Raw genomic sequence first — 24,913 nt, 5'->3', positions numbered from 1 at the left:
CACCTGACAATTCAACAGTCGGGAACGCTAATACGCTGCTGACTATGCCTTCAACACCAGATTTTTTGTCCTAACCCGATAGCGTATGAGATATCTTTTAACGCAAATAAACCAATCCATTATGGTTAGGTAAAAAAATAATGTAATTATTCTGAGGGCGTAACATTGATCGTTATCAATTAAGATTTGAAAGCGGGAAATTTAAGATGGAGTGATATCTATTATCATTTGAAATTAATTTTCCTTAATCAACAATTATTTGTGACGCACATTCCAGAAAGAGAAAATACAGCCCTCGCTATAAAATTAAATATATACCGAAACTCATATGATTTCCCTTATTGCTATTTATGAAAAAAAGAAATCATAAAACGCTTAAATAAAAAATAGGGATGACGCATTGAGCGCCTCCCTGAACGTTTATTTCACCAATGCGTTAATCACCGTTTCCATCGCCTGCTTCTCCAGGTCGCTACGTTGAATGCGTTTATTGGCTAACGCCGTACGCAATACTCCCGCGATGACAATGTGCCTGGGCTCTTGTCCCAGATCGCGCATCTCCAGCACGACTTTACCCACAACTCTGCACATTTCGCGGTACAGTTCGTCATCTTTTGTCCGGTCGCTCATTATTTTCACCCATTTATCGTACCAACTATCAGCATATCTCAGTCTCTCCAGTTAAACAAAAAAACAAATAAAATCAAATAAATAACACAATGAATTATTTTATTCACATCAATTAAGTCATGATATATTCACATTCTGGTTTGCCGCTGTCATGCCTTCCGCTCTATCCCGTTGCGCAAATAGCAATAGTTTTGCGCAATCTATTACCGGAAACGTTAAATCTTTGATAACAATTTACTGTGTATAAGCATGAGTGTTTTTTGAAACGCTGTTTTTGTTTTCCTTTTGGATTAAATTCAGCGTATAATGCGCGCCAATTGACTCTTGAATGGTTTCAGCACTTTGGACTGTAGAACTCAACGACTCAAAAACAGGCACCCGCGTTGGGCTGAGACACAAGCACACATTCCTCTGCACGCTTTTTCGATGTCACCTATCCTTAGAGCGAGGCACTATCACTTTCGTAATACCGAATTCGCTTTTCGGCAGTGCGCCCAGAAAGCAAGTTTCTCCTATCCTTCTCAACTTAAAGACTAAGACTGTCATGAAAAAGACCAAAATTGTTTGCACCATCGGACCAAAAACCGAATCTGAAGAGATGTTAGCTAAAATGCTGGACGCAGGCATGAACGTTATGCGTCTGAACTTCTCTCATGGTGACTATGCAGAACACGGTCAGCGCATTCAGAATCTGCGCAACGTGATGAGCAAAACCGGTAAAACCGCCGCTATCCTGCTCGATACTAAAGGCCCGGAAATCCGCACCATGAAACTGGAAGGCGGTAATGACGTTTCTCTGAAAGCCGGTCAGACCTTTACTTTCACTACTGACAAATCCGTTATCGGCAACAACGAAATGGTTGCGGTAACTTATGAAGGTTTCACCACTGACTTGTCCGTCGGCAACACCGTACTGGTTGACGATGGTCTGATCGGTATGGAAGTTACCGCTATTGAAGGTAACAAAGTTATCTGTAAGGTACTGAACAACGGCGATCTGGGTGAAAACAAAGGCGTCAACCTGCCAGGTGTTTCCATCGCTCTGCCAGCTCTTGCTGAAAAAGACAAACAGGATCTGATCTTCGGTTGCGAACAAGGCGTTGACTTTGTTGCTGCGTCCTTTATTCGTAAGCGTTCTGACGTTATCGAAATCCGTGAGCACCTGAAAGCACACGGCGGCGAAAACATCCACATCATCTCTAAAATCGAAAACCAGGAAGGCCTGAATAACTTCGACGAAATCCTCGAAGCGTCTGACGGCATCATGGTTGCGCGTGGCGACCTGGGTGTAGAAATCCCGGTTGAAGAAGTTATCTTCGCCCAGAAAATGATGATCGAAAAATGTATCCGTGCACGTAAAGTCGTTATCACGGCGACCCAGATGCTGGATTCCATGATTAAAAACCCACGTCCGACTCGTGCGGAAGCCGGTGACGTTGCCAACGCCATCCTCGACGGTACCGACGCAGTCATGCTGTCTGGTGAGTCAGCAAAAGGTAAATATCCGCTGGAAGCGGTTTCTATCATGGCGACCATCTGTGAACGAACCGACCGCGTAATGAACAGCCGTCTCGAGTTCAACAACGACAACCGTAAACTGCGTATTACCGAAGCGGTTTGCCGTGGCGCTGTTGAAACTGCGGAAAAACTGGATGCGCCACTGATCGTCGTAGCGACCCGAGGCGGTAAGTCTGCTCGCGCAGTGCGTAAATACTTCCCGGATGCCACCATTCTGGCGCTGACCACTAACGAAAAAACGGCTCACCAACTGGTGCTGAGCAAAGGTGTCGTACCGCAGTTAGTGAAAGAAATCACCTCTACTGATGATTTCTATCGTCTGGGTAAAGAACTGGCGCTACAAAGCGGTCTGGCACACAAAGGCGACGTCGTGGTAATGGTTTCCGGTGCGCTGGTACCAAGCGGCACCACTAACACCGCATCTGTTCACGTGCTGTAATATTGCTTTTGTGAATTAATTTGTATGTAAAAGACCACCTCCTGAGGAGGTGGCTTTTCAGAATGCCCCCTATAAGGGGGGCGAATGTCATATTCCGTTTTCTACTCTAGCAACTCCATCTGCTGTTCATGTGTTTGTTCCTTCTTTTCCTGATGCCTCACATATCGTCTGATAATTTCTTCGTTCACGCCTACTGTATCGACAAAGTAACCCCGCGACCAAAAATGGTTTCCCCATAACTTCTTCCTGATATGGGGGAATCGATTGTAGAGCCTGATTGCACTGCGACCTTTCAGGTGCCCCATCAGAGTAGATATTGAGATTTTTGGCGGCACTATTACGACAAGATGCACATGATCTGGCTGTACATTTAACTCCAGAACCTCGCAATCTTTTATTCCGCAAAGAATATAGATAGTTCTGTACAGCTCCTTGCCCAATTTATCCCTCAGGATCCTAAAGCGGTACTTTGGCGTCCAGACTATGTGATATTTGCAACGCCAATATACATGTGATGAACTTCTGTAAAGCCCCATGTCAGTTTGTCTCCTTTTACTTGTGGTGAGTAAGCAGAGATATTCCGACATGGGCATTCTTCAGGCTATAGCCTTACAGGATCAATCACCACCTCCCTAGGAGGTGGTTTAGGGATAACAATCAAAGCGCCCTTATGGGCGCTTTTTTTATTTAATCGATAACCAGGAACAATAAAAAATCAAATCGGATTTCACTATATAATCTCACTTTATCTAAGATGAATCCGATGGAAGCGTCCTGTTTTCTCTCAATTTTTTTATCTAAAACTCAGCGTTCGATGCTTCTTTGAGCGAACGATCAAAAATAAGTGCCTTCGCATCAAAAAAATATTCTCAACATAAAAAACTTTGTGTAATACTTGTAACGCTACATGGAGATTAACTCAATCTAGAGGGTATTAATAATGAAAGCTACTAAACTGGTACTGGGCGCGGTAATCTTGGGTTCTACTCTGCTGGCAGGTTGCTCCAGCAACGCTAAAATCGATCAGCTGTCTTCTGACGTTCAGACTCTGAACGCTAAAGTTGACCAGCTGAGCAACGACGTGAACGCAATGCGTTCCGACGTTCAGGCTGCTAAAGATGACGCAGCTCGTGCTAACCAGCGTCTGGACAACATGGCTACTAAATACCGCAAGTAATAGTACCTGTGAAGTAAAAAATGGCGCACATTGTGCGCCATTTTTTTGCTTGCTAATTACACCTATTGCGTCGCACGTAACAAATTACCCTGCTCTGGTTCACCATTTTGCGCAGATTCTACCGTTGGCATATTACTTACCTTCGGTGTTTGTCCACGGCTTACCGCAACCGGATACCCCGCCCGGCGATACAATGCTTTATCGACCCGTGTCTGATCTACAGCCTGATTATCTTTGAATTGCATAAAACCAACGGGCAATTTATACGGCATCGTCTGAACATTCTGCTGTTCTTCTGCCGACAATGGTCGATGCACTTCCACATAACGCATACCATTCGGTTCTACGGAATATTTCACCGGTTCATTGATCACTCTCACCGGCGTTCCTGTTCTCACGCTGGAGAACAATGCTTTGATATCCGGCGCGTTCATACGAATACACCCCGAGCTGACGCGCAAACCGACGCTATCCGGCGCGCTGGTGCCATGAATGAGATATTCGCCATTGCCGTGTGCCAGACGCAGCGCGTAACGTCCTAATGGATTATTCGGCCCTGCAGGAACAACTGGCGGTAATTTAATGCCACGCTCCAGTGAGCGCTGACGAATCCCCGCCGTTGGCGTCCAGGTTGGATTCGGTATCTTCTGCCCTACGCGCGTTTCCATCACCGGCGTTTCCAGTCCCTGCAAGCCAATTCCTATCGGGTAGACCTGCACAATATTTTCTCCCGGCGGATAATAATAAAGGCGCAGTTCAGCAAGATTGACAATTATCCCCTGACGCGGCGCATCAGGTAATAACAGTTGCGAAGGAATCGTTATCGTCGTACCGGGTTTTGGCACTGGAGCGATAGTGTTATTGGCTTCAAGGATCAACATTGCCGCAGTATCAAAACGTCGGGCAATGGCTTGCAGATTTTTATCCCCCTCTTGCACCGTGTAGGTTTGATTTTGCCCAACCAGTCGGCTTCCGGTTGGTGGGAGCGGATAATCAACCGCCCAGGCTGCGTGGATAGCGCTAAAAGCGCCGATAAGAGCGAATGTAAGCAAAGACACGCGTTTCATTGTAAACCTCCTGTATTTGCCGGAGACTCACGCTGAAACGTCGGATGGCACTTATGCTTACCTGAAGACGAAACACTCCTGTGCTGACCAGAGTAAGCATCGACCATCCGGCAAAGTGAGCCAACCGGATGAAAGCTGTCCCTTTAGTTTAGCTAAGTGCAGCAGCTTTGGTGCGAATTGCGCGAATCATCGCTTCCAGACCTTGCGAACGTGATGGGGTGAGATGTTGAGTGAGAGCCATTTTTTCAAACCACGGGCGCACATCAAAATTAACAATATCCTGCGGCGTCATTTGATCATAGAGAATAAAAACAACGGCAATAAGCCCTTTCACAATGGCGGCATCGCTGTCGCCCTGCAATTCAATAATTCCCTGCGCATTCTGACACATCACAATCCACACCTGACTCTGGCAGCCCTGAATACTATTTTGCGGACTTTTGTCTTCATCGCGTAATTCCGGCAGACGCTGGCCCAGTTCAATAATGTAGAGATACTTCTCTTCCCAGTTGGCGCAACGTAAAAAGTTACGCAGCAATTTTTCTTTATCCGGCAAGACAGCCATAAAGCCTCCCTGTTATCCCAGCAGACGATGAATACGTTGCAATCCGGTCACCAGGCGATCCACTTCTTCATGAGTGTTATACATAGCCAGCGACGCCCGACACATAGCGGGGACGTTGTAGTAGGCCATTAATGGCATTGCGCAATGATGTCCGGTACGCACAGCAATGCCGTAGTTATCGAGAAAACTGCCAACGTCATAGGCGTGGTGTTTACCGAGATTAAAAGCGATAACGCCAAGTCTGTTCCGTGGCCCATACAGAGTGAGATCCGGTACAGATTCCAGCTGTGACAGCGCATAATGCATCAGATTCTGTTCATACTCGGCAATGTTGTTAAGCCCCAGCGCTGAAACATACTCCAGTGCCGCGCCAAGACCAATAATGCCACCGGTATTGGGCGTACCCGCCTCAAACCGCCACGGCGCTTTGGCCCAGGTGGTGCCTTCACTCAGGCTGACGGTAGCGATCATTGACCCGCCCCCTTCCCACGGCGGCATCTCCTGCAATAAGGCTTCTTTTACATACAGAATGCCAATCCCGGTGGGACCATACAGTTTATGCCCGGAAAAAACGTAGAAATCGCAGTCCAGCGCCTGAACGTCTACCGGATGGTGCATCACCGCCTGAGCGCCATCCACCAGCACTTTTGCGCCATACTGATGCGCAAGCGTAATCATCTCCGACAGCGGGTTCTCCGTTCCCAGCACATTGGAGACATGAGTAATCGCCAGCAGGCGAGTTTTCTCATCGAACAGATTGGATAGCCTCTCCAGTTGTAGCGTACCGTCAGGGTTAAGAGGAATCACCCGCAACTCGGCGCCAACGCGCGCGCAAAGCATCTGCCAGGGAACAATGTTGGCATGATGTTCCATCTGACTGATGATGATGTTATCGCCCGCCCGCACGTTGCTGTTGCCCCAGCTATTGGCGGCCAGGTTAATGCCTTCCGTCGTGCCACGCACAAACACCAGTTCTTCTGCAGAACGAGCATTAATAAACAGCGATGCCCGCTTGCGCACGTTCTCCATTTTCTCGGTCGCCTGAGCGCTTAATGTATGGATACCGCGGTGTACCGCCGCATAGCCATGACGATAAAATTCAGCCTCGGCGTCAATCACCTGGCCCGGTTTCTGGGCGCTGGCGGCACTGTCGAGATAAGCCAGAGGCAGACCATTCACCTCTCGCGAGAGCACCGGAAAATCGGCCCGTACTTTATCGACGGAAAACGTCATCTTGCACCTCCTGGCAGCCGTTGACCGATGCGCGCCAACACCTGCTGTTTAAGCTCTTCATCACGCAGTGCCTCCGTCAGTTCGGCAGCAAAGGCGTAGATGATCATCTGCTGAGCATCCTGCTGATTGATCCCGCGCGAGCGCAGATAGAACATCTGTTCGTCATCAATACGCCCCACCGTCGCGCCGTGGCTGCATTTCACGTCATCAGCATAAATTTCCAGTTGTGGTTTGGTATCCACCTCCGCCAGTTTGCCCATCAACAAGTTATTGTTGGTCATCTGACCGTCAGTTTTAATGGCGTGCGGCGCGACATTGATCAAACCGTTAAAAACCGCGCGCCCTTTGTCGCTAACGATAGTTTTGTGCAACTGGCGGCTATTACAAAAACCTTTATTGTGTTCCAGCCAGGTGCGGGTATCACACACCTCGTTTTTCACCGGCATCGCCAGGCTATTGATACGTAACGTGCTATTTTCGCCATTGAGCTGCGTACTGGTGTTGTGCCGTAACACGGCGCCGCCAAGCAGGAAACTGTGGCTAAATGCGGTGGCATCGTCTGCCAGCAACATATCGTTATGCGCAAAGTGATGACTGACCGGGTTTTCAAACGCCAGCTTGACATGCTGCAAATGAGCGTTCGCCGCCACGTTGATGGTCAACCGCGCACCGGTAAAATGCCGGGCGTCATTAAGGCTAACGAAATGCTCAATCACCGTCGCCTCGGCACCTTCCGCCAGATCCAGATGATGGCGATAATGGGCGGTATTCACCTCTTCGCCTGCCACGCCCTGGGTGATATGCATTAACAGCAATGGTTTCGCTGGCCGTTGACCGCGCTTCACAGCGATATGCGTAACACTTTGCGCCAGGCTTTCCGTCAGATGGAGAAACACTTCCGCCTGAATGGCGTCGGACAATCCCTGACGGTCATCGTTAATGCTTACTTCATATCCGCTGCCTTCCGTTGCATCGCTAAGTGCTGACACGTAACGTCCATCGACAAACACCAGCCGCACGGCGTCTAACGTTAACGCTAAGGCATCACGCTGCTGTGGGGATATCTCCCCCGCAATGCTGACAAACTGGCTATTGGTCAGCCCTTCCAGCGGCGTATATTTCCAGTGCTCATGTTTGCGTGTCGGCAGTCCGGTACGCAGCAATTGTTGTAAATGCTGCTGTGCTTGCGGGGAGCGTTTTGCACCCTCAGCTTCAAACAAGTGATGCCACTGTTGCAGCGCGTTACTGCTGTTCGGTAAGCCAGCCATAACCCTGCTCCTCCAGTTGTTTGACCAATGTGAAATCGCCGGATTTCACAATTCGTCCCTGATACAGCACATGGACATAATCAGGCTTGATGTAGTCGAGAATACGCTGGTAGTGCGTAACAATGATGAATGAACGCTTGCCATCACGCAGCGAGTTCACGCCATCGGCAACCACTTTTAATGCGTCGATATCCAGCCCGGAGTCCGACTCATCAAGAATGCACAACTCCGGTTCCAGCACCGCCATTTGCAAAATATCGTTGCGTTTTTTCTCGCCACCGGAAAAACCAACGTTTACCGAACGGGTTAATAAATCTTCCGGCATCTTCAGCAGGGCGATTTTTTCTTCCATCAAATCCTGAAAATCAAAGCGGTCGAGCGCGTCCTGACCACGATAGCTACGCACTGCATTAAGTGCCGTTTGCAGAAAAAACTGGTTACTGACGCCAGGAATTTCCACCGGATACTGAAAGGCCATAAAGATGCCTTCGCCAGCACGATCTTCCGGCGACAACTCAAGCAAATCTTTACCTTTAAACTCAATCGTGCCGCCCGTTACTTCATAATCTTCGCGCCCGGCAAGTGTTGCCGATAAGGTACTTTTCCCCGAACCGTTTGGCCCCATAATGACGTGAACTTCGCCGGGACGAACGTCGAGGCTTAATCCGCGCAGAATAGCTTTATCTTCCACGCTGACGTGTAAATCTCTAATACTTAACATGTTTATTCCTTATCCAACGCTATGTTCAAGACTGATGGCGAGAAGTTTTTGTGCTTCAACGGCAAATTCCAGCGGCAATTCCGAGAAAACATCTTTGCAGAAGCCGTTAACAATCATTGAGATGGCGTCTTCTTCGCTGATCCCGCGTTGCAGGCAGTAAAACAGTTGATCCTCGCCAATACGCGAGGTGGTGGCCTCATGTTCCAGTTGAGCGCTATTGTTACGACACTCGACATACGGGAAGGTATGCGCCCCACAGTTAGCGCCAATCAGCATTGAGTCGCACTGGGTGAAGTTGCGTGCATTGGTCGCCGTCGGCATGATTTTCACTAATCCGCGATAGCTGTTCTGGCTGTGTCCGGCAGAGATCCCTTTCGAGATAATGGTCGATTTGGTGTTTTTGCCGATGTGGATCATTTTGGTGCCGGTATCAGCCTGTTGATGACAGCTGGTTAGCGCCACCGAGTAAAACTCACCGATGGAGTTATCGCCGCGCAAAATGCAGCTGGGATATTTCCACGTAATCGCTGAACCGGTTTCTGATTGCGTCCATGACATTTTACTGTTTTCCCCTTCGCACAAAGCGCGCTTAGTGACGAAGTTGAGAATACCGCCGCTATTGTTATCGCCAGGGAACCAGTTTTGCACCGTGGAATATTTCACCTCGGCGTTTTTATGGATGATGACTTCTACCACCGCCGCGTGTAACTGATAGCTGTCACGCACCGGAGCGGAACAACCTTCAATGTAGCTGACGTAGCTGTCTTCGTCGGCCACCAGAATGGTGCGCTCAAACTGCCCGGTTTTTTCCGCGTTAATGCGGAAATAGGTGGAAAGTTCCATCGGGCAGCGCACGCCTTTAGGCACATAAATAAACGTACCGTCAGAGGCCACCGCCGCATTAAGCGCGGCAAAGAAATTGTCATTCCCCGGCACCACGGTGCCGAGATATTTGCGCACCAGTTCCGGGTGTTCGTGAATCGCCTCGCCAAAGGAACAGAAAATAATTCCCTGCTCCGCCAGTTTTTCGCGATAAGTGGTGGCAACCGAAACAGAGTCGAAAATGGCATCCACCGCCACCTCTTTGCCTTCCCGCACGGGAACGCCTAACTGCTCAAATGCAGCCTCCACTTCTTTACTTAAAAAAGCGTTCGCGCCAGTTTGCTGCACCGCGCCGGGTTCCGACACGCAGGTGTCGTCACAATTACCGCATGATGGTGCCGAGTAATAGCTGTAATCCTGATAATTCAGCTTGTCATAGTGCGCTTTTAGCCAGTGCGGTTCCTCCATCTCCAGCCATGCGCGATAGGCGTTGAGGCGAAACTCCAGCATCCACTCCGGCTCATTACGCTTCGCCGAGATTGCACGCACCACCTCTTCGTTTATCCCCTTTGCCAGCTCATCAGTGGCTAACTGGGTGAAGAATCCTTCTTTATAATTCAGCGGGCCGCCGGTCCAGGTTTTGACATCGTCAGTTGCTTCAGTATTACGAGACATAGTACCGCCTATACCCCAAAGCTTTCGCCACAGCCACATTCATTCTGGGCTTTCGGGTTGTGAAATTTGAATATCTGATTGAGTCCTTCACGAACGAAATCGACTTCCGTGCCATCAATAAACGGCATTGCCTGTAATGGGACGTACAGCTTCGCGCCGTCGTGTTCAAAAAGCAGATCGTCTTTGTCCGGCTCGCTGACGCTATCGAGCACATAGCCAAAGCCCGCACAGCCGGTTTGTTTGACGCCTAAGCGCACACCGACCATACTAGGCTGCTTTGCCACCAGCTCACAGATGTGAACCGCGGCAGCGGGTGTCAGCGTTAAGCCCTGCCAGGCGAAATCCTCTGGATTAAACGTTTCTGAATGCATGTCCATCGACTTACCTCACTTCATCGCTTTCAGCATATAACAGCATGTTAGTGATAATGATTATCAGTACAACACAGAAAACGCAGGGGCTTTTCCGTAAAACATGCTTTTTGCCTGCATTTAATAAGCATAGACCCTGATGTGTGGGTTAACAGGTACGCGAAAAATCAGATATCTCATTGTTAAATAATGATTCTTATCGGAAGAGAGTTAAGGCTGTGATGGAAAAGAAAAAGTTGTATTGGAAATGACTATTTAAGAGATAGGTAAAAAATAGCGGGCTCATAAAATAAGAAAACCCTTAAGTCTGTACAACACAGACTTAAGGGTTTCTACCCCATCCGGCGCTTATCTCCGGCCCTCACAGTGGCTTAGCTCTTGAAGGGGCGATAAGAATAATCTCATAAGACCCGACCGCCGTTTTAACACAAACTGCGATTTGTATTTTTTTAAGCAAGATCAAACGAGTAAAAACGAGACAGATGAGAGGAAAATGGTCAGACCTGGACAAAATATTAATCCAGGTCAATAGGGCGTACAGACTATATTCAGTAACGATTAATGGACGCCCAGACGCCAGGCGAAGTAGATTTCTTCAACCAGTTCAGTAGAAGAGAGCGCGAGCAGGTCAGCAAATTCAAGTTCTAATTGTTTCAGTCGTTTGAGATATTGGGCAGGAGAAAGATTGCTTTGGTCGCGGCGTAAAAACTCGATTGCCAGTTGGGTGGGATTGAGTTGAGTAGACATAACATCCTCGCTTGTAGACAAGACCTGCACAGTATACCACCGTTTACTGCGCAGATAATAACCAAAAGCAATATGCGTCACACTTTTTTAGTGACAACGTCACAAAATGGCCGTCGTCAATCGTGATGAACAGCACAAACGCCCTTTCTCATCGAAGATTTCGATCTGCCAGACCTGATGACGCGAACCGAGATGTAACGGTCTGCAAACGCCGCGGACTCGCCCTTCTCGCGCCGATCGCACATGGTTAGCATTAATTTCTAAGCCAACGACTTTTTGATCACCTTCAGTGCATAAATAACCGGCAATAGAACCGATGCTCTCTGCAAGGACCACCGATGCACCGCCATGCAGCAGCCCAAGCGGCTGCTTTGTTCGTTGATCTACCGGCATCGTCGCTTCCAGAGTATCGTCGCCAATACGCTCAAAGCGAATATCCAGCAACCCCACCATATTTCCGTCCCCCATGGCATTCAGTGCTTCAAGGGTGGCTTCACGTTTCCATATCATTTAATGATCTCCAGTAATGCTTGCACAGGATGGCGTACCCCTGTCCCTTCAACCCGTTTCACCTGACTGCGACAGGAATATCCGGTCGCCAGACAGCGATTACGTGGCAACCGCTGCATTGCCTGATGCCAGGATAACTCATAGATACCGAGCGAGTTTTTATGATTTTTCGCTTCATGTCCGTAAGTGCCCGCCATACCGCAACAACCAACGCTAACATTCTCCAGCTTTGCGCCAAAACGGGCAAATATAGCGGCCCACTGGGCAGGCGCGCCGGGCAAAGCAGTGACTTCAGTACAGTGACCAAAGAAATACCACGCTTCACCGCTGGCTATAAGCTCTGGCTGAGGCTGAAGCGCGCCAGCCAGCCATTCATTCGCCAGCAAGACGTTAAACTCGCCGCGTTCCTCGCCGAGGACCAGTTTATATTCATCACGATAACAGAGCACCAGTGCCGGATCGACGCCCACCATTGGCATTCCCAGTTTCGCCACGCGGTTGAGGAAATCCGCCGTTTTTTTCGCCGTTTTCGCAAAGCGTGTGAGGAATCCCTTGATATGCTGTGCTTTACCGTTCGGCGAGAACGGCAACAGCACCGGCTGATAGCCTAATTTCTCGATCAGGCGTACAAAATCCGCTACCACCTGCGCATCGTAATAGCTGGTAAAAGGATCCTGCACCACCAGCACAGTACGCGCTTTCTGCTCTGTATTGAGGGCTTCAAGCTGTTCCAGCGTCATGTTCGCCGAGCGATGCCCTACCATTTGTTGTTGCAGCGACGGTACCGAAAGCAGCGGTAAATCAACCATACCGACGTGCTTTTCAGAGAGTTTGCGCACCAACGGCTGGCGAAGAAAGAAGTTAAAAGTCTTCGGCGCGCGCGCCATCAACGGAGCATAACTCTCAACCGTTGCGACCAGATGATCACGCAACGGGCGCAAATAACGAGTGTGGTAAAGCTGCAGAAAGCGAGAACGGAACTCCGGCACGTCAATTTTGATTGGGCACTGGGTCGAACACGCTTTACAAGCCAGACAACCTGACATCGCCTCTTTGACTTCGTGAGAGAAGTCATATTCGCCTTTATTTGCATGCCAGCTATTACGGGTGCGGGCAATCAACATACGCAAACTGGCGCGCGTTTCCGGTAGTTCCTGCTCCAGCTTTAAGGGATCTAGGCCGCGATCGGCCAGCAAACGTAGCCATTCGCGTACCAGAGTCGCTCGCCCTTTTGGTGAATGAATCCGGTTCTGACTGATTTTCATCGACGGGCACATTGGGCTGCGGGCATCAAAGTTAAAACAAAGACCGTTGCCATTACATTCCATGGCCCCGCGCCACTGCTGACGCACTGCGATGGGGATCTGTCGGTCATACGTCCCGCGCTTCAGCGCATCCACTTTCATCATAGGCGCGTCAATGCCTTCTGGCGGACAAATTTTCCCTGGATTAAGCCGGTTATGCGGATCAAACGCCGCTTTGACTTTGCGCAGTTCAGCAAAAAGTTCCTCACCAAAAAACGCCGGGCTGTATTCGGCACGAAAACCTTTACCATGCTCGCCCCACAACAAACCACCGTATTTCGCGGTAAGCGCCACCACATCATCAGAGATTTGCTTCATCAAAACCTCTTGCTGTGGGTCACACATATCCAGTGCCGGACGAACGTGCAACACCCCCGCATCAACGTGACCAAACATGCCATAACTTAAGCCGTGACTATCGAGCAACGCGCGAAACTCAGCAATATAATCCGCCAGGTGTTCCGGCGGAACGCAGGTATCTTCGGCAAAAGGAATCGGTTTTGCCTGGCCTTTGGCATTTCCCAATAACCCAACGGCTTTTTTACGCATCGCATAAATACGTTCGACACACGCCAGTTCGCGGCACACCTGCCAGCCAATCACCCCTGCTTGTTGGCTGGCGATAAGCTCATCCAGCCGCGCACAAAGCGCATTCACCTGCTCGTCAATCAGTGACTCATCATCGCCTGCAAATTCAACAATGTTCAACCCGAGCATCTCTTTGTCGGGTACATCGGTAATCAGCTCACTGACGGAGTGCCAGACAATATCTTCTCGCGCCAGGTTCAGGACTTTAGAATCCACCGTCTCAACCGAAAGCGCGCGAGCTTCTACCATAAACGGCGCGTTACGCAGTGCAGAATCAAAAGAATCATATTTGACGTTCACCAGACGGCGCACTTTAGGCAGACGAGTAATATCCAGACGCGCTTCAGTAATAAAAGCCAGCGTCCCTTCTGACCCGGTCAGAATGCGCGTCAGGTCAAACTCGGTCATCTCATCGTTAAAAACATGACGCAGATCGTAACCGGTTAAAAAGCGATTAAGTTTGGGGAATTTGTCGATGATTAACTGGCGTTGCTGACGGCAGCGTTGATAAACAGTGTTGTAGACTCGTCCAATAGTGGTATTGGTTTTACCCAATGTTTCAGCCAGTTCAACGGGTAAAGGTTGCGTATCGAGAATATCGCCCCCCAACAACACCGCCCGCACGCCCAGTACGTGATCTGAGGTTTTTCCATACACCAGCGACCCCTGACCGGACGCATCGGTGTTTATCATCCCACCAAGCGTTGCCCGATTACTGGTTGAGAGTTCCGGCGCAAAAAAATAGCCGTACGGTTTCAGGTATTGGTTAAGTTGGTCTTTAATGACCCCTGCTTCAACACGAACCCACCCCTCTTCAGGATTAATTTCGATAATACGGTTCATATGGCGGGACATATCAACAATAATCCCCTGATTGAGCGCCTGACCATTAGTACCAGTGCCACCACCGCGCGGAGTAAAGATCAACGATGAATAGCGCTCCTGCGCCGCCAGACGGGCGAGCAGCGCCACATCTGCGGTTGAACGTGGAAATACCACTGCATCGGGAAGAAGTTGATAAATACTGTTGTCGGTCGACATTGTCAGACGATCGGCATAGCTTGTTGCCGTATCGCCAGTAAAACCCTGTTGCTCCAGCTCTTGCAAAAAATTAAGCACCAGTTGAACGACGCCGGGTGCCTGGGAAATCTGTGGAATCATTATATTGACCCTTTCCTGCGGTCTGTGATGTAGGTCGATACACGGTTCTTTCAGGCTGCTGCAATAGCGAACCGAAAGGTGATGTTTACTTACTCTATGGATTCCGAGTTGCAGGAAGGCGGCAAGCGAGTGAACTCCAGGAGCTTACAAAAGTAAGTGACTGGGGGGAACGAACGTAGCCGCAGCACATGCAACTTGAAACATGACGAGTAAATCGTTTGCGTGTTGCCTGAGTTGTTGTACCACATTTTTTTCTTACTCGCCCATCAGAATTAAGGGCAGAATCGTTCTGTTAAAAACCGCTGAAATTGCTCATCATTATATAGGTGAGTTTTGCGTATTCACGTCGCGTCGACGATTTGACGCACAAAAAAGGTGAAAAGTAGTTATGGTAAATATTCGTCAGCCCAGGGATGTTGCACAAATTCTGCTTTCGGTGCTGTTTTTAGCCATCATGATTGTGGCATGTCTGTGGATTGTTCAACCCTTTATTCTCGGCTTTGCATGGGCCGGTACGGTGGTTATCGCCACATGGCCGGTATTGTTACGCTTACAAAAGATCATGTTTGGCCGTCGCTCTCTCGCCGTGCTGGTGATGACATTGTTATTAGTGATGGTGTTTATCATCCCTATTGCTTTACTGGTTAATAGCATTGTTGACGGCAGCGGCCCGCTGATCAAAGCCATCTCCAGTGGTGACATGACGCTACCCGATCTCGCCTGGCTTAATACCATCCCGGTAATTGGCGCGAAGCTTTACGCTGGTTGGCATAATTTGCTGGATATGGGCGGCACGGCGATCATGGCGAAAGTCCGTCCTTATATTGGCACCACTACCACCTGGTTTGTTGGACAGGCTGCGCACATTGGACGTTTTATGATGCATTGTGCGCTGATGCTGCTGTTCAGCGCCTTGCTGTACTGGCGCGGCGAACAGGTAGCGCAAGGCATCCGCCATTTTGCGACCCGTCTGGCGGGCGTTCGCGGTGATGCGGCTGTGTTACTGGCGGCGCAAGCCATTCGTGCCGTAGCGTTGGGGGTAGTAGTCACCGCTCTGGTTCAGGCGGTGCTTGGCGGCATTGGTCTGGCGGTTGCCGGCGTTCCCTACGCAACGTTATTGACGGTATTAATGATCCTCTCCTGCCTTGTCCAGCTTGGCCCGTTGCCAGTATTGATTCCGGCGATTATCTGGCTCTACTGGACAGGTGACACCACCTGGGGCACTGTGCTGCTGGTGTGGAGCGGCGTAGTTGGGACGCTGGATAATATCATCCGTCCTATGCTTATTCGCATGGGCGCCGATTTACCGCTGATTCTAATCCTCTCCGGGGTTATCGGGGGCTTAATTGCCTTTGGTATGATCGGCCTGTTTATTGGTCCTGTTCTGCTGGCCGTATCCTGGCGTCTTTTTGCAGCCTGGGTCGAAGAAGTTCCACCACCAACTGACCAACATGAGGAAATTCTCGAAGAACTGGGGGAAATAGAAAAAACGAATAAATAATCTCTCATCAGGCGGCTTTGCCGCCTGATTCTTAACCATCATTTATTAACTATCCATTTTTGCTCTTTCATTCTCCGACGTACTTTCATTCAACCGTCATTTCCCGTCGCAAAATCTTTACAGCTTCTAAACTAATAAGACGAATCTGATCGACGCAAAAAGTCCGTATGCCTACTATTAGCTCACGATTATAGATCAACGTATTGATTTATAAGTATGGAAATCCCCTGAGTGAAATAACGAATTGCTGTGTGTAGTCTTTGCCCATCTCCCACGATGGGCTTTTTTTAACATTTTTCCGCTCACTCATCCCGTCTCTCGTTCTCTCCAATAATGTTGCACAAGATACTGTGACTCTCTTCAAGTCGTTAGCAGGCTGATAGTGTTATTTATATTTTTATTCTTTTTTTCATGCAGCCATAACACGATGAACGCTTATGAACTCCAGGCACTACGCCATATTTTTACTATGACCATTGATGAATGCGCGACCTGGATTGCCCTGACGGGTGACAGTGAAGGTTGGCAGCAGTGGGAAAATGGAAAAACAGCTATTCCCGACGAAGTCGTTGAAAAATTGTTGGCAATGCGTCAGCGAAGAAAAAAACACCTTCATGCCATCATAGAAAAAATAAATAACCGTATTGGGAATAACACCATGCGTTTTTTCCCTGATTTAGCTGCATTTCAACAGGTCTACCCTGAAGGTAATTTTATTGACTGGAAGATTTACCAATCCGTCGCAACCGAATTATACGCTCATGATCTGGAGCGTCTTTGTTGATCCCCGGTCAAAGATGCTCTCTCACCATCTGGCAAAAATAGTGAACAGATACTGATATAACATCGCGACATTTTTACAGCAAATTTGCTAAGTGGATCTTATGAAAAATCCCTATTTCCCTACCGCGCTGGGGTTGTATTTCAATTACCTGGTGCATGGTATGGGCGTCATTTTGATGAGCCTGAATATGGCCTCGCTGGAAACGCTGTGGCATACCAATGCAGCGGGAGTCTCCGTCGTTATCTCATCACTAGGTATTGGCCGATTAAGCGTTCTGTTTCTGGCCGGATTATTATCCGATCGCTTTGGTCGTCGACCATTTATCATTCTCGGTATAAGCTGCTACCTGGCATTCTTTTTTGGTATTCTGCACGCGAATAACATCATTACCGCTTATGTTTTTGGTTTTCTGGCTGGAATGGCAAATAGTTTTCTTGATGCCGGAACCTATCCAAGCCTGATGGAGGCATTTCCTCGTTCGCCAGGCACGGCAAATATTTTAATCAAAGCGTTTGTTTCCAGTGGACAATTTTTATTACCGTTAATTATTAGCCTGTTAGTCTGGGCTGAGTTGTGGTTCGGTTGGTCATTTATGATCGCCGCAGGCATTATGATCATTAATGCTCTCTTTTTATGTCGCTGTACCTTTCCGCCACATCCGGGACGGCAAGTCGTCACGCCAGAAAAACTCAAAACGCCTTCGGCGCATCGCTGTTCAATTATCGATCTCACCAGCTACACCTTATATGGCTATATTTCAATGGCAACATTCTATCTGATAAGCCAATGGCTGGCGCAATATGGGCAATTTGTTGCCGGAATGTCCTACACTATGTCAATAAAATTACTAAGCATTTATACGGTAGGATCGCTGCTTTGCGTATTTATCACTGCGCCACTGATACGTAAAGCCGTACGTGCTACATCCTTATTGATGCTTTATACTTTTATTTCGTTTATTGCTCTACTCATCGTCTGCCTACAACCCACATTTTATGTGGTGATCGCTTTTGCTTTCGTCATCGGTTTTACCTCCGCAGGCGGTGTTGTACAAATTGGCCTGACGTTAATGGCCGAACGTTTTCCCCACGCCAAAGGCAAAGCAACAGGGATCTATTATAGTGCGGGTAGCATTGCAACATTTACCATTCCGTTGATTACCGCGCATCTTTCAGAAAGAAGTATTGCCGATATTATGTGGTTCGATACATCTATTGCCGCCGTCGGCTTTTTATTGGCGCTGTTTATTGGTCTGCGCAGCAGAAAAGAAGCACAACATCAGTCAGTACAGGAAAACGTTGCCACAGGTCTCTGATGCAACATTATTTTTGTTACGTGCAAGATCTTACGAGAAAAAGCAATTATTCAGTCATGCTCAGAGAGGAAAGCCCGCAAAAACAGCAAGACTCGCAATATTACGTGCAATATCCCTGGAAAGATAAACTTTATGCCATGTACCCAGAAAGAAACAACTTCAGTATATTACTTAAGTAAACCGGCAAATGACATACGCACGGTAATAAAATATTTTCTCATTTTCAGCAAGGAGCTGTGAAAATGTCTCAAAATAAGGCTTTCAGCACGCCATTTATCCTGGCTGTTCTTTGTATCTATTTCAGCTATTTTCTACATGGCATCAGCGTTATTACGCTTGCACAAAACATGTCATCTCTGGCTGAGAAGTTTTCTACCGACAATGCTGGCATTGCCTATTTAATTTCCGGCATTGGTCTGGGTCGCCTGATAAGCATTTTATTCTTCGGCGTGATATCCGATAAATTTGGTCGGCGGACGGTAATATTAATGGCGGTGGTCATGTATATGCTGTTTTTCTTTGGTATTCCCGCCTGTCCAAATTTAACTCTCGCTTACTGCCTGGCGGTGTGCGTCGGTATCGCCAACTCAGCTCTTGATACTGGCGGTTACCCGGCTCTCATGGAGTGTTTCCCGAAAGCCTCCGGTTCGGCGGTAATTCTGGTTAAAGCAATGATCTCATTCGGTCAAATGCTCTATCCGATGCTGGTGAGCTATATGCTGTTAAATAATATCTGGTACGGCTACGGGCTAATCATTCCAGGCATTTTATTTGTCCTGATTACGCTGATGCTATTGAAAAGCAAATTCCCCAGTCAGTTGGTGGATGCCAGCGTTGCCAATGAATTGCCGCAAATGAACAGTAAACCGCTAGTCTGGCTGGAGGGGGTTTCATCTGTACTGTTCGGCGTTGCCGCATTCTCAACCTTTTATGTGATAGTGGTGTGGATGCCAAAATATGCGATGGCGTTTGCCGGTATGTCCGAAGCCGAGGCTTTAAAAACCATTTCTTATTACAGTATGGGTTCACTGGTCTGCGTCTTTATTTTCGCCGCATTACTGAAAAAAATGGTCCGGCCTATCTGGGCTAATGTTTTTAACTCTGCGCTGGCAACGGTAACAGCCGCCATCATTTATCTGTATCCTTCTCCGCTGGTCTGTAATGCTGGAGCCTTTGTTATCGGTTTCTCTGCTGCTGGCGGCATTTTACAACTTGGCGTGTCGGTCATGTCGGAGTTTTTCCCCAAAAGCAAAGCCAAAGTCACCAGTATTTATATGATGATGGGTGGGCTGGCAAACTTTGTTATTCCGCTGATTACCGGATATCTTTCGAATATCGGCCTGCAATATATCATTGTTCTTGATTTTATTTTCGCGTTATTAGCTCTGATTACCGCGATTATTGTTTTCATTCGCTATTACCGTGTCTTTATTATTCCTGAAAAAGATTTACGGTTAGGCGAACACTATTTCCGCACCTCAGTTAAGCACCATTAAGAATAAAGGTTAAAGGAGTTAATTATGGATGTTACGGCTAAATATGAATTGATTGGCCTGATGGCTTATCCTATCCGCCACAGTTTATCGCCTGAAATGCAAAATAAAGCGTTAGAAAAAGCGGGATTACCATTTACCTATATGGCCTTCGAAGTGGATAACGACAGCTTTGCCGGTGCCATTGAAGGACTAAAAGCCTTAAAAATGCGTGGCACAGGCGTATCGATGCCAAATAAACAACTGGCTTGTGAATATGTTGATGAATTAACGCCAGCGGCAAAACTGGTAGGCGCTATCAATACCATCGTCAATGATGATGGTTACCTGCGTGGCTATAACACCGATGGTACAGGCCATATTCGCGCCATTAAAGAGAGCGGTTTTGATATCACAGGCAAAACGATGGTCCTGTTAGGCGCTGGCGGCGCATCAACAGCGATTGGCGCCCAGGGGGCGATTGAAGGTTTAAAAGAAATTAAACTCTTCAACCGCAAAGATGAGTTTTTTGATAAAGCCCTCGCCTTCGCTCAGCGGGTCAACGAAAACACCGATTGTGTCGTCACGGTCACGGATCTCGCCGATCAGCAAGCCTTTGCTGAAGCTCTGGCTTCCGCCGATATTTTAACCAACGGCACCAAAGTGGGAATGAAACCGCTTGAAAATGAATCATTAATCAATGATATCAGTCTATTACATCCCGGACTTTTGGTCACAGAATGTGTCTACAATCCGCATATGACGAAGTTATTGCAACAGGCGCAACAAGCCGGTTGCAAAACGATTGATGGATACGGCATGTTGTTGTGGCAAGGGGCTGAACAGTTCAAGTTATGGACTGGTAAAGATTTCCCTCTGGAATACGTTAAACAGGTCATGGGGTTCGGCGCCTGACAGGCTGACCGCGTGCAGAAAGGGTAAAAAATGAAAACCGTAACCGTAAAAGATCTCGTCATTGGCGCGGGCGCACCAAAGATTATCGTGTCGCTGATGGCGAAAGATATCGCCAGCGTGAAATCAGAAGTTCTCGCCTATCGCGAAGCGGACTTTGATATTCTCGAATGGCGCGTTGACCACTTTGCCGACCTCTCCAGTATGGAGTCTGTCATGGCAGCGGCCAAGATCCTCCGTGAAGTCATGCCGGAAAAACCACTGCTGTTTACCTTCCGCAGCGCCAAAGAAGGCGGTGAACAGGCTCTTTCCACTGAGGCTTATATTGCGCTCAATCGCGCCGCCATCGACAGTGGTCTGGTCGATATGATCGATCTGGAATTATTTACCGGTGATGCACAGGTTAAAGAAACTGTCGCCTACGCCCACGAGCATGATGTGAAAGTTGTAATGTCCAACCATGACTTCCATAAAACGCCGGAAGCCGAAGAAATCATTGCCCGCCTGCGCAAAATGCAGTCCTTCAATGCCGATATTCCTAAAATTGCGCTGATGCCGCAAAACACCAGCGATGTGCTGACTTTGCTTGCCGCAACCCTGGAGATGCACGAACAGTATGCCGATCGCCCGATCATCACCATGTCGATGGCAAAGACTGGCGTCATTTCCCGTCTGGCAGGTGAAGTATTTGGTTCAGCGGCAACCTTTGGCGCAGTAAAAAAAGCCTCTGCCCCCGGGCAAATATCGGTTAATGATTTACGCACAGTATTAAGTATTTTGCACCAGGCATAATAAATAATCGCCGGCGGGAATAATAACGCCCGCCGAATAAAGACACTATTTTTCAAGAGTATTTAACAAAAATATTCTGTGGGTATCTGTGCGCTATTTTTATCATGCGCAGGTAAATTCACACCTGAATCAGGAAAAAACAATGAAACCTGTAAAACCACCACGTATTAATGGGTGTGTACCGGTCCTGTCAGCACAGGAAGCGGTAAATTATATTCCCGACGAAGCAACGCTTTGTGTATTAGGCGCAGGCGGCGGTATTCTGGAAGCCACAACATTAATTACCGCCCTTGCCGAGAAATATAAACAAACACAGACGCCACGTAATTTATCAATTATTAGCCCCACAGGGCTTGGCGATCGCGCCGACCGTGGTATTAGTCCGCTAGCGCAAGAGGGTCTGATAAAATGGGCATTATGCGGACACTGGGGACAATCACCGCGTATTTCTGATCTTGCAGAACAAAATAAAATTGCCGCTTATAACTATCCGCAAGGCGTGCTTACTCAAACACTGCGTGCCGCCGCAGCCCACCAGCCAGGAATTATTAGCGATATTGGCATCGGGACATTTGTCGACCCACGCCAACAAGGCGGAAAATTGAATGATGTGACCAAAGAAGACCTGATTAAACTGGTCGAATTCGATAATAAAGAATATCTCTATTACAAAGCGATAGCCCCGGATATTGCTTTTATTCGCGCCACCACCTGCGATAGTGAAGGCTACGCCTCATTTGAAGACGAAGTCATGTATCTCGACGCACTGGTGATTGCCCAGGCGGTGCATAATAACGGCGGAATCGTGATGATGCAGGTGCAAAAAATGGTTAAGAAAGCCACATTGCATCCAAAAGCGGTCCGTATTCCGGGGTATCTGGTAGATATTGTGGTCGTCGACCCCGAGCAAACGCAGCTATATGGCGGTGCGCCGGTCAATCGCTTTATTTCCGGCGATTTCACGCTCGATGACAGCACCAAACTGACCCTCCCCCTCAACCAGCGTAAACTGGTTGCGCGGCGGGCGTTATACGAAATGCGCACAGGCGCAGTTGGTAATGTCGGCGTAGGCATTGCCGACGGCATTGGTCTGGTCGCCCGGGAAGAAGGTTGTGCTGATGACTTTATTCTGACAGTCGAAACCGGTCCGATTGGCGGCATTACCTCACAAGGAATTGCCTTTGGCGCAAACGTTAATACCCGCGCCATTCTGGACATGACGTCCCAGTTCGATTTTTACCACGGCGGTGGTCTGGATGTTTGTTATTTAAGTTTTGCCGAAGTCGATCAGCACGGTAACGTTGGCGTGCATAAATTCAATGGCAAAATTATGGGCACTGGTGTATTTATTGATATCAGCGCCACCTCGAAGAAAATTATTTTCTGCGGCACTTTAACCGCAGGCAGTTTAAAAACGGAAATTACCGACGGTAAATTAAATATTGTCCAGGAAGGACGAGTGAAGAAATTTATCCGTGAACTACCGGAAATCACTTTCAGCGGAAAAATCGCTCTCGAACGGGGACTGGATGTTCGTTATATCACTGAGCGCGCCGTATTTACGCTGAAAGAAGACGGCCTGCATTTAATCGAAATTGCTCCCGGCGTTGATTTGCAAAAAGATATTCTCGACAGAATGGATTTCACCCCAGTTATTTCGCCTGAGCTTAAGCTGATGGACGAAAGGTTATTTATCGATGCGGCGATGGGTTTTGTCCTGCCTGAAGCGGCTCATTAACAGGAGTATAATAATGGATTTTTCTTTAACTGAAGAACAAGAACTACTGCTGGCCAGTATTCGCGATCTGATTACAACCAACTTCCCGGAAGAATATTTTCGTACCTGCGATCAAAACGGTACGTATCCGCGTGAATTTATGCAAGCGCTGGCAGAAAACGGCATTTCCATGCTTGGTGTACCAGAAGAATTCGGTGGCATCCCAGCTGATTATGTCACCCAAATGCTGGCATTGATGGAAGTATCCAAATGCGGCGCTCCAGCGTTTTTAATTACTAATGGTCAATGTATTCACAGCATGCGACGCTTCGGTTCTGCGGAGCAGCTACGTAAAACAGCAGAAAGTACCCTGGAAACGGGGGATCCCGCCTATGCCCTGGCGTTGACGGAACCAGGCGCTGGCTCAGACAACAACAGCGCCACCACCACGTACACGCGTAAAAATGGCAAGGTTTACATCAACGGACAGAAAACCTTTATTACCGGCGCGAAAGAGTACCCGTATATGCTGGTACTGGCCCGTGATCCAGAACCTAAAGACCCGAAAAAAGCCTTCACATTGTGGTGGGTCGAGTCCAGCAAACCCGGCATCAAGATCAACCCGTTGCATAAAATTGGCTGGCATATGCTGAGCACCTGCGAAGTCTATCTCGACAACGTTGAAGTTGATGAGAGTGACATGGTTGGCGAAGAAGGTATGGGTTTCCTCAACGTGATGTACAACTTTGAGATGGAACGCCTGATCAACGCCGCCCGCAGCACCGGCTTTGCCGAATGCGCATTTGAAGATGCCGCCCGTTATGCTAATCAGCGTATCGCGTTTGGTAAACCGATTGGTCATAACCAGATGATCCAGGAGAAACTGGCGTTAATGGCGATAAAAATCGACAACATGCGCAATATGGTACTGAAAGTCGCCTGGCAAGCTGACCAGCATCAATCACTGCGCACCAGCGCGGCACTGGCAAAACTGTACTGTGCCCGCACAGCGCTGGAAGTCATTGATGATGCAATTCAAATCATGGGCGGTCTGGGTTATACCGATGAGGCGCGCGTCTCCCGCTTCTGGCGCGATGTCCGCTGTGAACGCATCGGCGGCGGTACTGACGAAATAATGATTTATGTTGCGGGCCGACAGATCCTGAAAGATTACCAGAATAAATAATCTTCAGGCGGCGCAGCTTCGAACCCAAACTGCGCCGCCAGATTTATCCGACAAGACTGACAGGTTGAGGAAATTCAGACAAAATCGCTTGTTCAGCAAAACAGTTTTTAAATTGTCTGCGGTAATCACTGGGCGAGCAGCCTACGTGGCGCAAAAACAGTTTGGCAAAATGGTCAACATTTTCATAACCCACGAGCCATGAGATCTCTGCCTGTGACAAATCTGTATTGGTCAACGACCATTTCGCTTCCGTCATGCGTCGTTGAATTACATAGTTAATGGGAGAAATACGATACTCTTTGGTAAACTCATGACAAATATAGCTGACGCTAGCGCGGAATTTTTTCGATAACTGCTCTAAGGTGATTTTTTCGCGATAATTATGGTGATGCTGCCAACTTACTGATTTAGTGTATGATGGTGTTTTTGAGGTGCTCC

23 protein-coding genes, 1 other RNA gene and 1 pseudogene are annotated in these 24,913 nt (G+C 48.2%); 12 read left to right on the top strand and 13 right to left on the bottom strand.

Annotation, left to right across the window (positions count from 1 at the left end):
* Positions 1-420 precede the first annotated feature (420 nt).
* Positions 421-630 (bottom strand): fumarate hydratase FumD, encoded by a 210-nt coding sequence (gene fumD, locus EA14781_RS13265; RefSeq protein ID WP_001283915.1) that lies wholly within the window; start codon positions 628-630, stop codon positions 421-423.
* A gap of 342 nt (positions 631-972) precedes the next feature.
* On the opposite strand from fumD, the gene ynhH reads away from it, so the two are divergent.
* Together ynhH and pykF are read left to right on the top strand one after the other, a co-directional pair.
* A complete protein-coding gene (ynhH, locus tag EA14781_RS25740; protein ID WP_242704109.1) occupies positions 973-1,167 on the top strand; it encodes a protein YnhH in 195 nt (64 codons plus the stop codon).
* 7 nt (positions 1,168-1,174) lie between these two features.
* Complete coding sequence (pykF, locus tag EA14781_RS13260) at positions 1,175-2,587, top strand: pyruvate kinase PykF (RefSeq protein WP_002462236.1); 1,413 nt, start codon at positions 1,175-1,177, stop codon at positions 2,585-2,587.
* 101 nt (positions 2,588-2,688) lie between these two features.
* On the opposite strand, the gene tnpA is transcribed toward pykF, so the two are convergent.
* Positions 2,689-3,123: an IS200/IS605 family transposase gene (gene tnpA, locus EA14781_RS13255; RefSeq protein WP_000525033.1), complete on the bottom strand. Its 435-nt coding sequence runs from the start codon at positions 3,121-3,123 to the stop codon at positions 2,689-2,691.
* A 404-nt stretch (positions 3,124-3,527) separates the two neighbouring features.
* Between tnpA and lpp the strand changes: the two genes are divergently transcribed.
* Complete coding sequence (gene lpp, locus EA14781_RS13250) at positions 3,528-3,764, top strand: murein lipoprotein Lpp (RefSeq protein WP_000648420.1); 237 nt, start codon at positions 3,528-3,530, stop codon at positions 3,762-3,764.
* 62 nt (positions 3,765-3,826) lie between these two features.
* Here the strand turns inward: lpp and ldtE are convergent, their stop codons facing one another.
* The 10 genes from ldtE to ydiJ all read right to left on the bottom strand — a co-directional run bounded on the left by ldtE (position 3,827) and on the right by ydiJ (position 14,796).
* The gene (ldtE, locus tag EA14781_RS13245; protein WP_000832672.1) at positions 3,827-4,831 is read right to left on the bottom strand and encodes a L,D-transpeptidase LdtE; all 1,005 of its coding nucleotides are present in this window, start codon (positions 4,829-4,831) and stop codon (positions 3,827-3,829) included.
* A gap of 148 nt (positions 4,832-4,979) precedes the next feature.
* The gene (gene sufE, locus EA14781_RS13240; protein WP_000279729.1) at positions 4,980-5,396 is read right to left on the bottom strand and encodes a cysteine desulfuration protein SufE; all 417 of its coding nucleotides are present in this window, start codon (positions 5,394-5,396) and stop codon (positions 4,980-4,982) included.
* 12 nt (positions 5,397-5,408) lie between these two features.
* The gene (sufS, locus tag EA14781_RS13235; protein WP_000144541.1) at positions 5,409-6,629 is read right to left on the bottom strand and encodes a cysteine desulfurase SufS; all 1,221 of its coding nucleotides are present in this window, start codon (positions 6,627-6,629) and stop codon (positions 5,409-5,411) included.
* A complete protein-coding gene (gene sufD / locus EA14781_RS13230) occupies positions 6,626-7,897 on the bottom strand; it encodes a Fe-S cluster assembly protein SufD (protein WP_000907956.1) in 1,272 nt (423 codons plus the stop codon). The genes sufS and sufD overlap by 4 nt, the downstream gene beginning before the upstream one ends.
* Entirely contained in the window at positions 7,872-8,618 is a 747-nt protein-coding gene (gene sufC / locus EA14781_RS13225) for a Fe-S cluster assembly ATPase SufC (protein WP_000949124.1), read from the bottom strand. Before sufC ends, sufD begins: the two co-directional genes overlap by 26 nt.
* Positions 8,619-8,627: 9 nt before the next feature.
* Entirely contained in the window at positions 8,628-10,115 is a 1,488-nt protein-coding gene (gene sufB, locus EA14781_RS13220) for a Fe-S cluster assembly protein SufB (RefSeq protein WP_024164804.1), read from the bottom strand.
* Positions 10,116-10,123: 8 nt separating this feature from the next.
* Positions 10,124-10,492, bottom strand: a complete 369-nt coding sequence (gene sufA / locus EA14781_RS13215) for a Fe-S cluster assembly scaffold SufA (RefSeq protein ID WP_000367149.1) — start codon at positions 10,490-10,492, stop codon at positions 10,124-10,126.
* A gap of 552 nt (positions 10,493-11,044) precedes the next feature.
* A complete protein-coding gene (locus tag EA14781_RS13210) occupies positions 11,045-11,233 on the bottom strand; it encodes a YdiH family protein (RefSeq protein ID WP_002462239.1) in 189 nt (62 codons plus the stop codon).
* A 99-nt stretch (positions 11,234-11,332) separates the two neighbouring features.
* Positions 11,333-11,743: a 1,4-dihydroxy-2-naphthoyl-CoA hydrolase gene (menI, locus tag EA14781_RS13205; protein ID WP_000637921.1), complete on the bottom strand. Its 411-nt coding sequence runs from the start codon at positions 11,741-11,743 to the stop codon at positions 11,333-11,335.
* Positions 11,740-14,796 carry a D-2-hydroxyglutarate dehydrogenase YdiJ gene (ydiJ, locus tag EA14781_RS13200; RefSeq protein WP_000613031.1) on the bottom strand — a complete coding sequence of 1,019 codons (3,057 nt, stop codon included), beginning with the start codon at positions 14,794-14,796 and terminating at the stop codon, positions 11,740-11,742. Before ydiJ ends, menI begins: the two co-directional genes overlap by 4 nt.
* 388 nt (positions 14,797-15,184) lie before the next feature.
* Between ydiJ and ydiK the strand changes: the two genes are divergently transcribed.
* The 9 genes and pseudogenes from ydiK to EA14781_RS13155 all read left to right on the top strand — a co-directional run bounded on the left by ydiK (position 15,185) and on the right by EA14781_RS13155 (position 24,475).
* Positions 15,185-16,297, top strand: coding sequence for an AI-2E family transporter YdiK (gene ydiK, locus EA14781_RS13195; protein WP_000247237.1), 1,113 nt, complete (start codon positions 15,185-15,187; stop codon positions 16,295-16,297).
* Between the two features lie 184 nt (positions 16,298-16,481).
* Positions 16,482-16,589: antisense sRNA RprA (gene rprA / locus EA14781_RS23355), an RNA gene on the top strand.
* A 135-nt stretch (positions 16,590-16,724) separates the two neighbouring features.
* Positions 16,725-17,081 (top strand): YdiL family protein, encoded by a 357-nt coding sequence (locus EA14781_RS13190; protein WP_010699824.1) that lies wholly within the window; start codon positions 16,725-16,727, stop codon positions 17,079-17,081.
* A 100-nt stretch (positions 17,082-17,181) separates the two neighbouring features.
* Positions 17,182-18,396: an MFS transporter gene (locus tag EA14781_RS13185; protein ID WP_000795524.1), complete on the top strand. Its 1,215-nt coding sequence runs from the start codon at positions 17,182-17,184 to the stop codon at positions 18,394-18,396.
* Between the two features lie 242 nt (positions 18,397-18,638).
* Positions 18,639-19,905: pseudogene (locus tag EA14781_RS13175) on the top strand (MFS transporter).
* An 11-nt stretch (positions 19,906-19,916) separates the two neighbouring features.
* Positions 19,917-20,783, top strand: coding sequence for a quinate/shikimate dehydrogenase (gene ydiB, locus EA14781_RS13170; RefSeq protein ID WP_000383451.1), 867 nt, complete (start codon positions 19,917-19,919; stop codon positions 20,781-20,783).
* A 30-nt stretch (positions 20,784-20,813) separates the two neighbouring features.
* Positions 20,814-21,572 (top strand): type I 3-dehydroquinate dehydratase, encoded by a 759-nt coding sequence (gene aroD / locus EA14781_RS13165; RefSeq protein ID WP_000860170.1) that lies wholly within the window; start codon positions 20,814-20,816, stop codon positions 21,570-21,572.
* A 142-nt stretch (positions 21,573-21,714) separates the two neighbouring features.
* The gene (locus EA14781_RS13160) at positions 21,715-23,310 is read left to right on the top strand and encodes an acyl CoA:acetate/3-ketoacid CoA transferase (RefSeq protein WP_000805631.1); all 1,596 of its coding nucleotides are present in this window, start codon (positions 21,715-21,717) and stop codon (positions 23,308-23,310) included.
* A gap of 13 nt (positions 23,311-23,323) precedes the next feature.
* Positions 23,324-24,475, top strand: coding sequence for an acyl-CoA dehydrogenase (locus EA14781_RS13155; protein ID WP_000347813.1), 1,152 nt, complete (start codon positions 23,324-23,326; stop codon positions 24,473-24,475).
* A 43-nt stretch (positions 24,476-24,518) separates the two neighbouring features.
* Here EA14781_RS13155 and EA14781_RS13150 read toward each other — a convergent pair.
* The coding region (locus EA14781_RS13150) for a helix-turn-helix transcriptional regulator (protein ID WP_042335758.1) at positions 24,519-24,913 on the bottom strand (395 nt) is incomplete at its 5' end.

The sequence above is a fragment of the Escherichia albertii NBRC 107761 = DSM 17582 genome (assembly GCF_000759775.1).
Taxonomy (GTDB): Bacteria; Pseudomonadota; Gammaproteobacteria; order Enterobacterales; family Enterobacteriaceae; genus Escherichia; species Escherichia albertii.
The sequence above is the reverse complement of the archived record's forward strand: the minus strand, read 5'-3'. Positions and strand labels throughout refer to the sequence as shown.

Coding starts and splice junctions, on each gene's coding strand:
- sufC (WP_000949124.1), bottom strand. CDS start 8,618: ATGTTAAGTATTAGAGATTTACACGTCAGCGTGGAAGATAAAGCTATT.
- sufB (WP_024164804.1), bottom strand. CDS start 10,115: ATGTCTCGTAATACTGAAGCAACTGACGATGTCAAAACCTGGACCGGC.
- aroD (WP_000860170.1), top strand. CDS start 20,814: ATGAAAACCGTAACCGTAAAAGATCTCGTCATTGGCGCGGGCGCACCA.
- EA14781_RS13155 (WP_000347813.1), top strand. CDS start 23,324: ATGGATTTTTCTTTAACTGAAGAACAAGAACTACTGCTGGCCAGTATT.
- lpp (WP_000648420.1), top strand. CDS start 3,528: ATGAAAGCTACTAAACTGGTACTGGGCGCGGTAATCTTGGGTTCTACT.
- ydiB (WP_000383451.1), top strand. CDS start 19,917: ATGGATGTTACGGCTAAATATGAATTGATTGGCCTGATGGCTTATCCT.
- EA14781_RS13160 (WP_000805631.1), top strand. CDS start 21,715: ATGAAACCTGTAAAACCACCACGTATTAATGGGTGTGTACCGGTCCTG.
- ydiK (WP_000247237.1), top strand. CDS start 15,185: ATGGTAAATATTCGTCAGCCCAGGGATGTTGCACAAATTCTGCTTTCG.
- ldtE (WP_000832672.1), bottom strand. CDS start 4,831: ATGAAACGCGTGTCTTTGCTTACATTCGCTCTTATCGGCGCTTTTAGC.
- fumD (WP_001283915.1), bottom strand. CDS start 630: ATGAGCGACCGGACAAAAGATGACGAACTGTACCGCGAAATGTGCAGA.
- EA14781_RS13210 (WP_002462239.1), bottom strand. CDS start 11,233: ATGTCTACTCAACTCAATCCCACCCAACTGGCAATCGAGTTTTTACGC.
- pykF (WP_002462236.1), top strand. CDS start 1,175: ATGAAAAAGACCAAAATTGTTTGCACCATCGGACCAAAAACCGAATCT.
- EA14781_RS13185 (WP_000795524.1), top strand. CDS start 17,182: ATGAAAAATCCCTATTTCCCTACCGCGCTGGGGTTGTATTTCAATTAC.
- sufS (WP_000144541.1), bottom strand. CDS start 6,629: ATGACGTTTTCCGTCGATAAAGTACGGGCCGATTTTCCGGTGCTCTCG.
- EA14781_RS13190 (WP_010699824.1), top strand. CDS start 16,725: ATGAACGCTTATGAACTCCAGGCACTACGCCATATTTTTACTATGACC.
- sufD (WP_000907956.1), bottom strand. CDS start 7,897: ATGGCTGGCTTACCGAACAGCAGTAACGCGCTGCAACAGTGGCATCAC.
- menI (WP_000637921.1), bottom strand. CDS start 11,743: ATGATATGGAAACGTGAAGCCACCCTTGAAGCACTGAATGCCATGGGG.
- sufA (WP_000367149.1), bottom strand. CDS start 10,492: ATGGACATGCATTCAGAAACGTTTAATCCAGAGGATTTCGCCTGGCAG.
- ydiJ (WP_000613031.1), bottom strand. CDS start 14,796: ATGATTCCACAGATTTCCCAGGCACCCGGCGTCGTTCAACTGGTGCTT.
- sufE (WP_000279729.1), bottom strand. CDS start 5,396: ATGGCTGTCTTGCCGGATAAAGAAAAATTGCTGCGTAACTTTTTACGT.
- tnpA (WP_000525033.1), bottom strand. CDS start 3,123: ATGGGGCTTTACAGAAGTTCATCACATGTATATTGGCGTTGCAAATAT.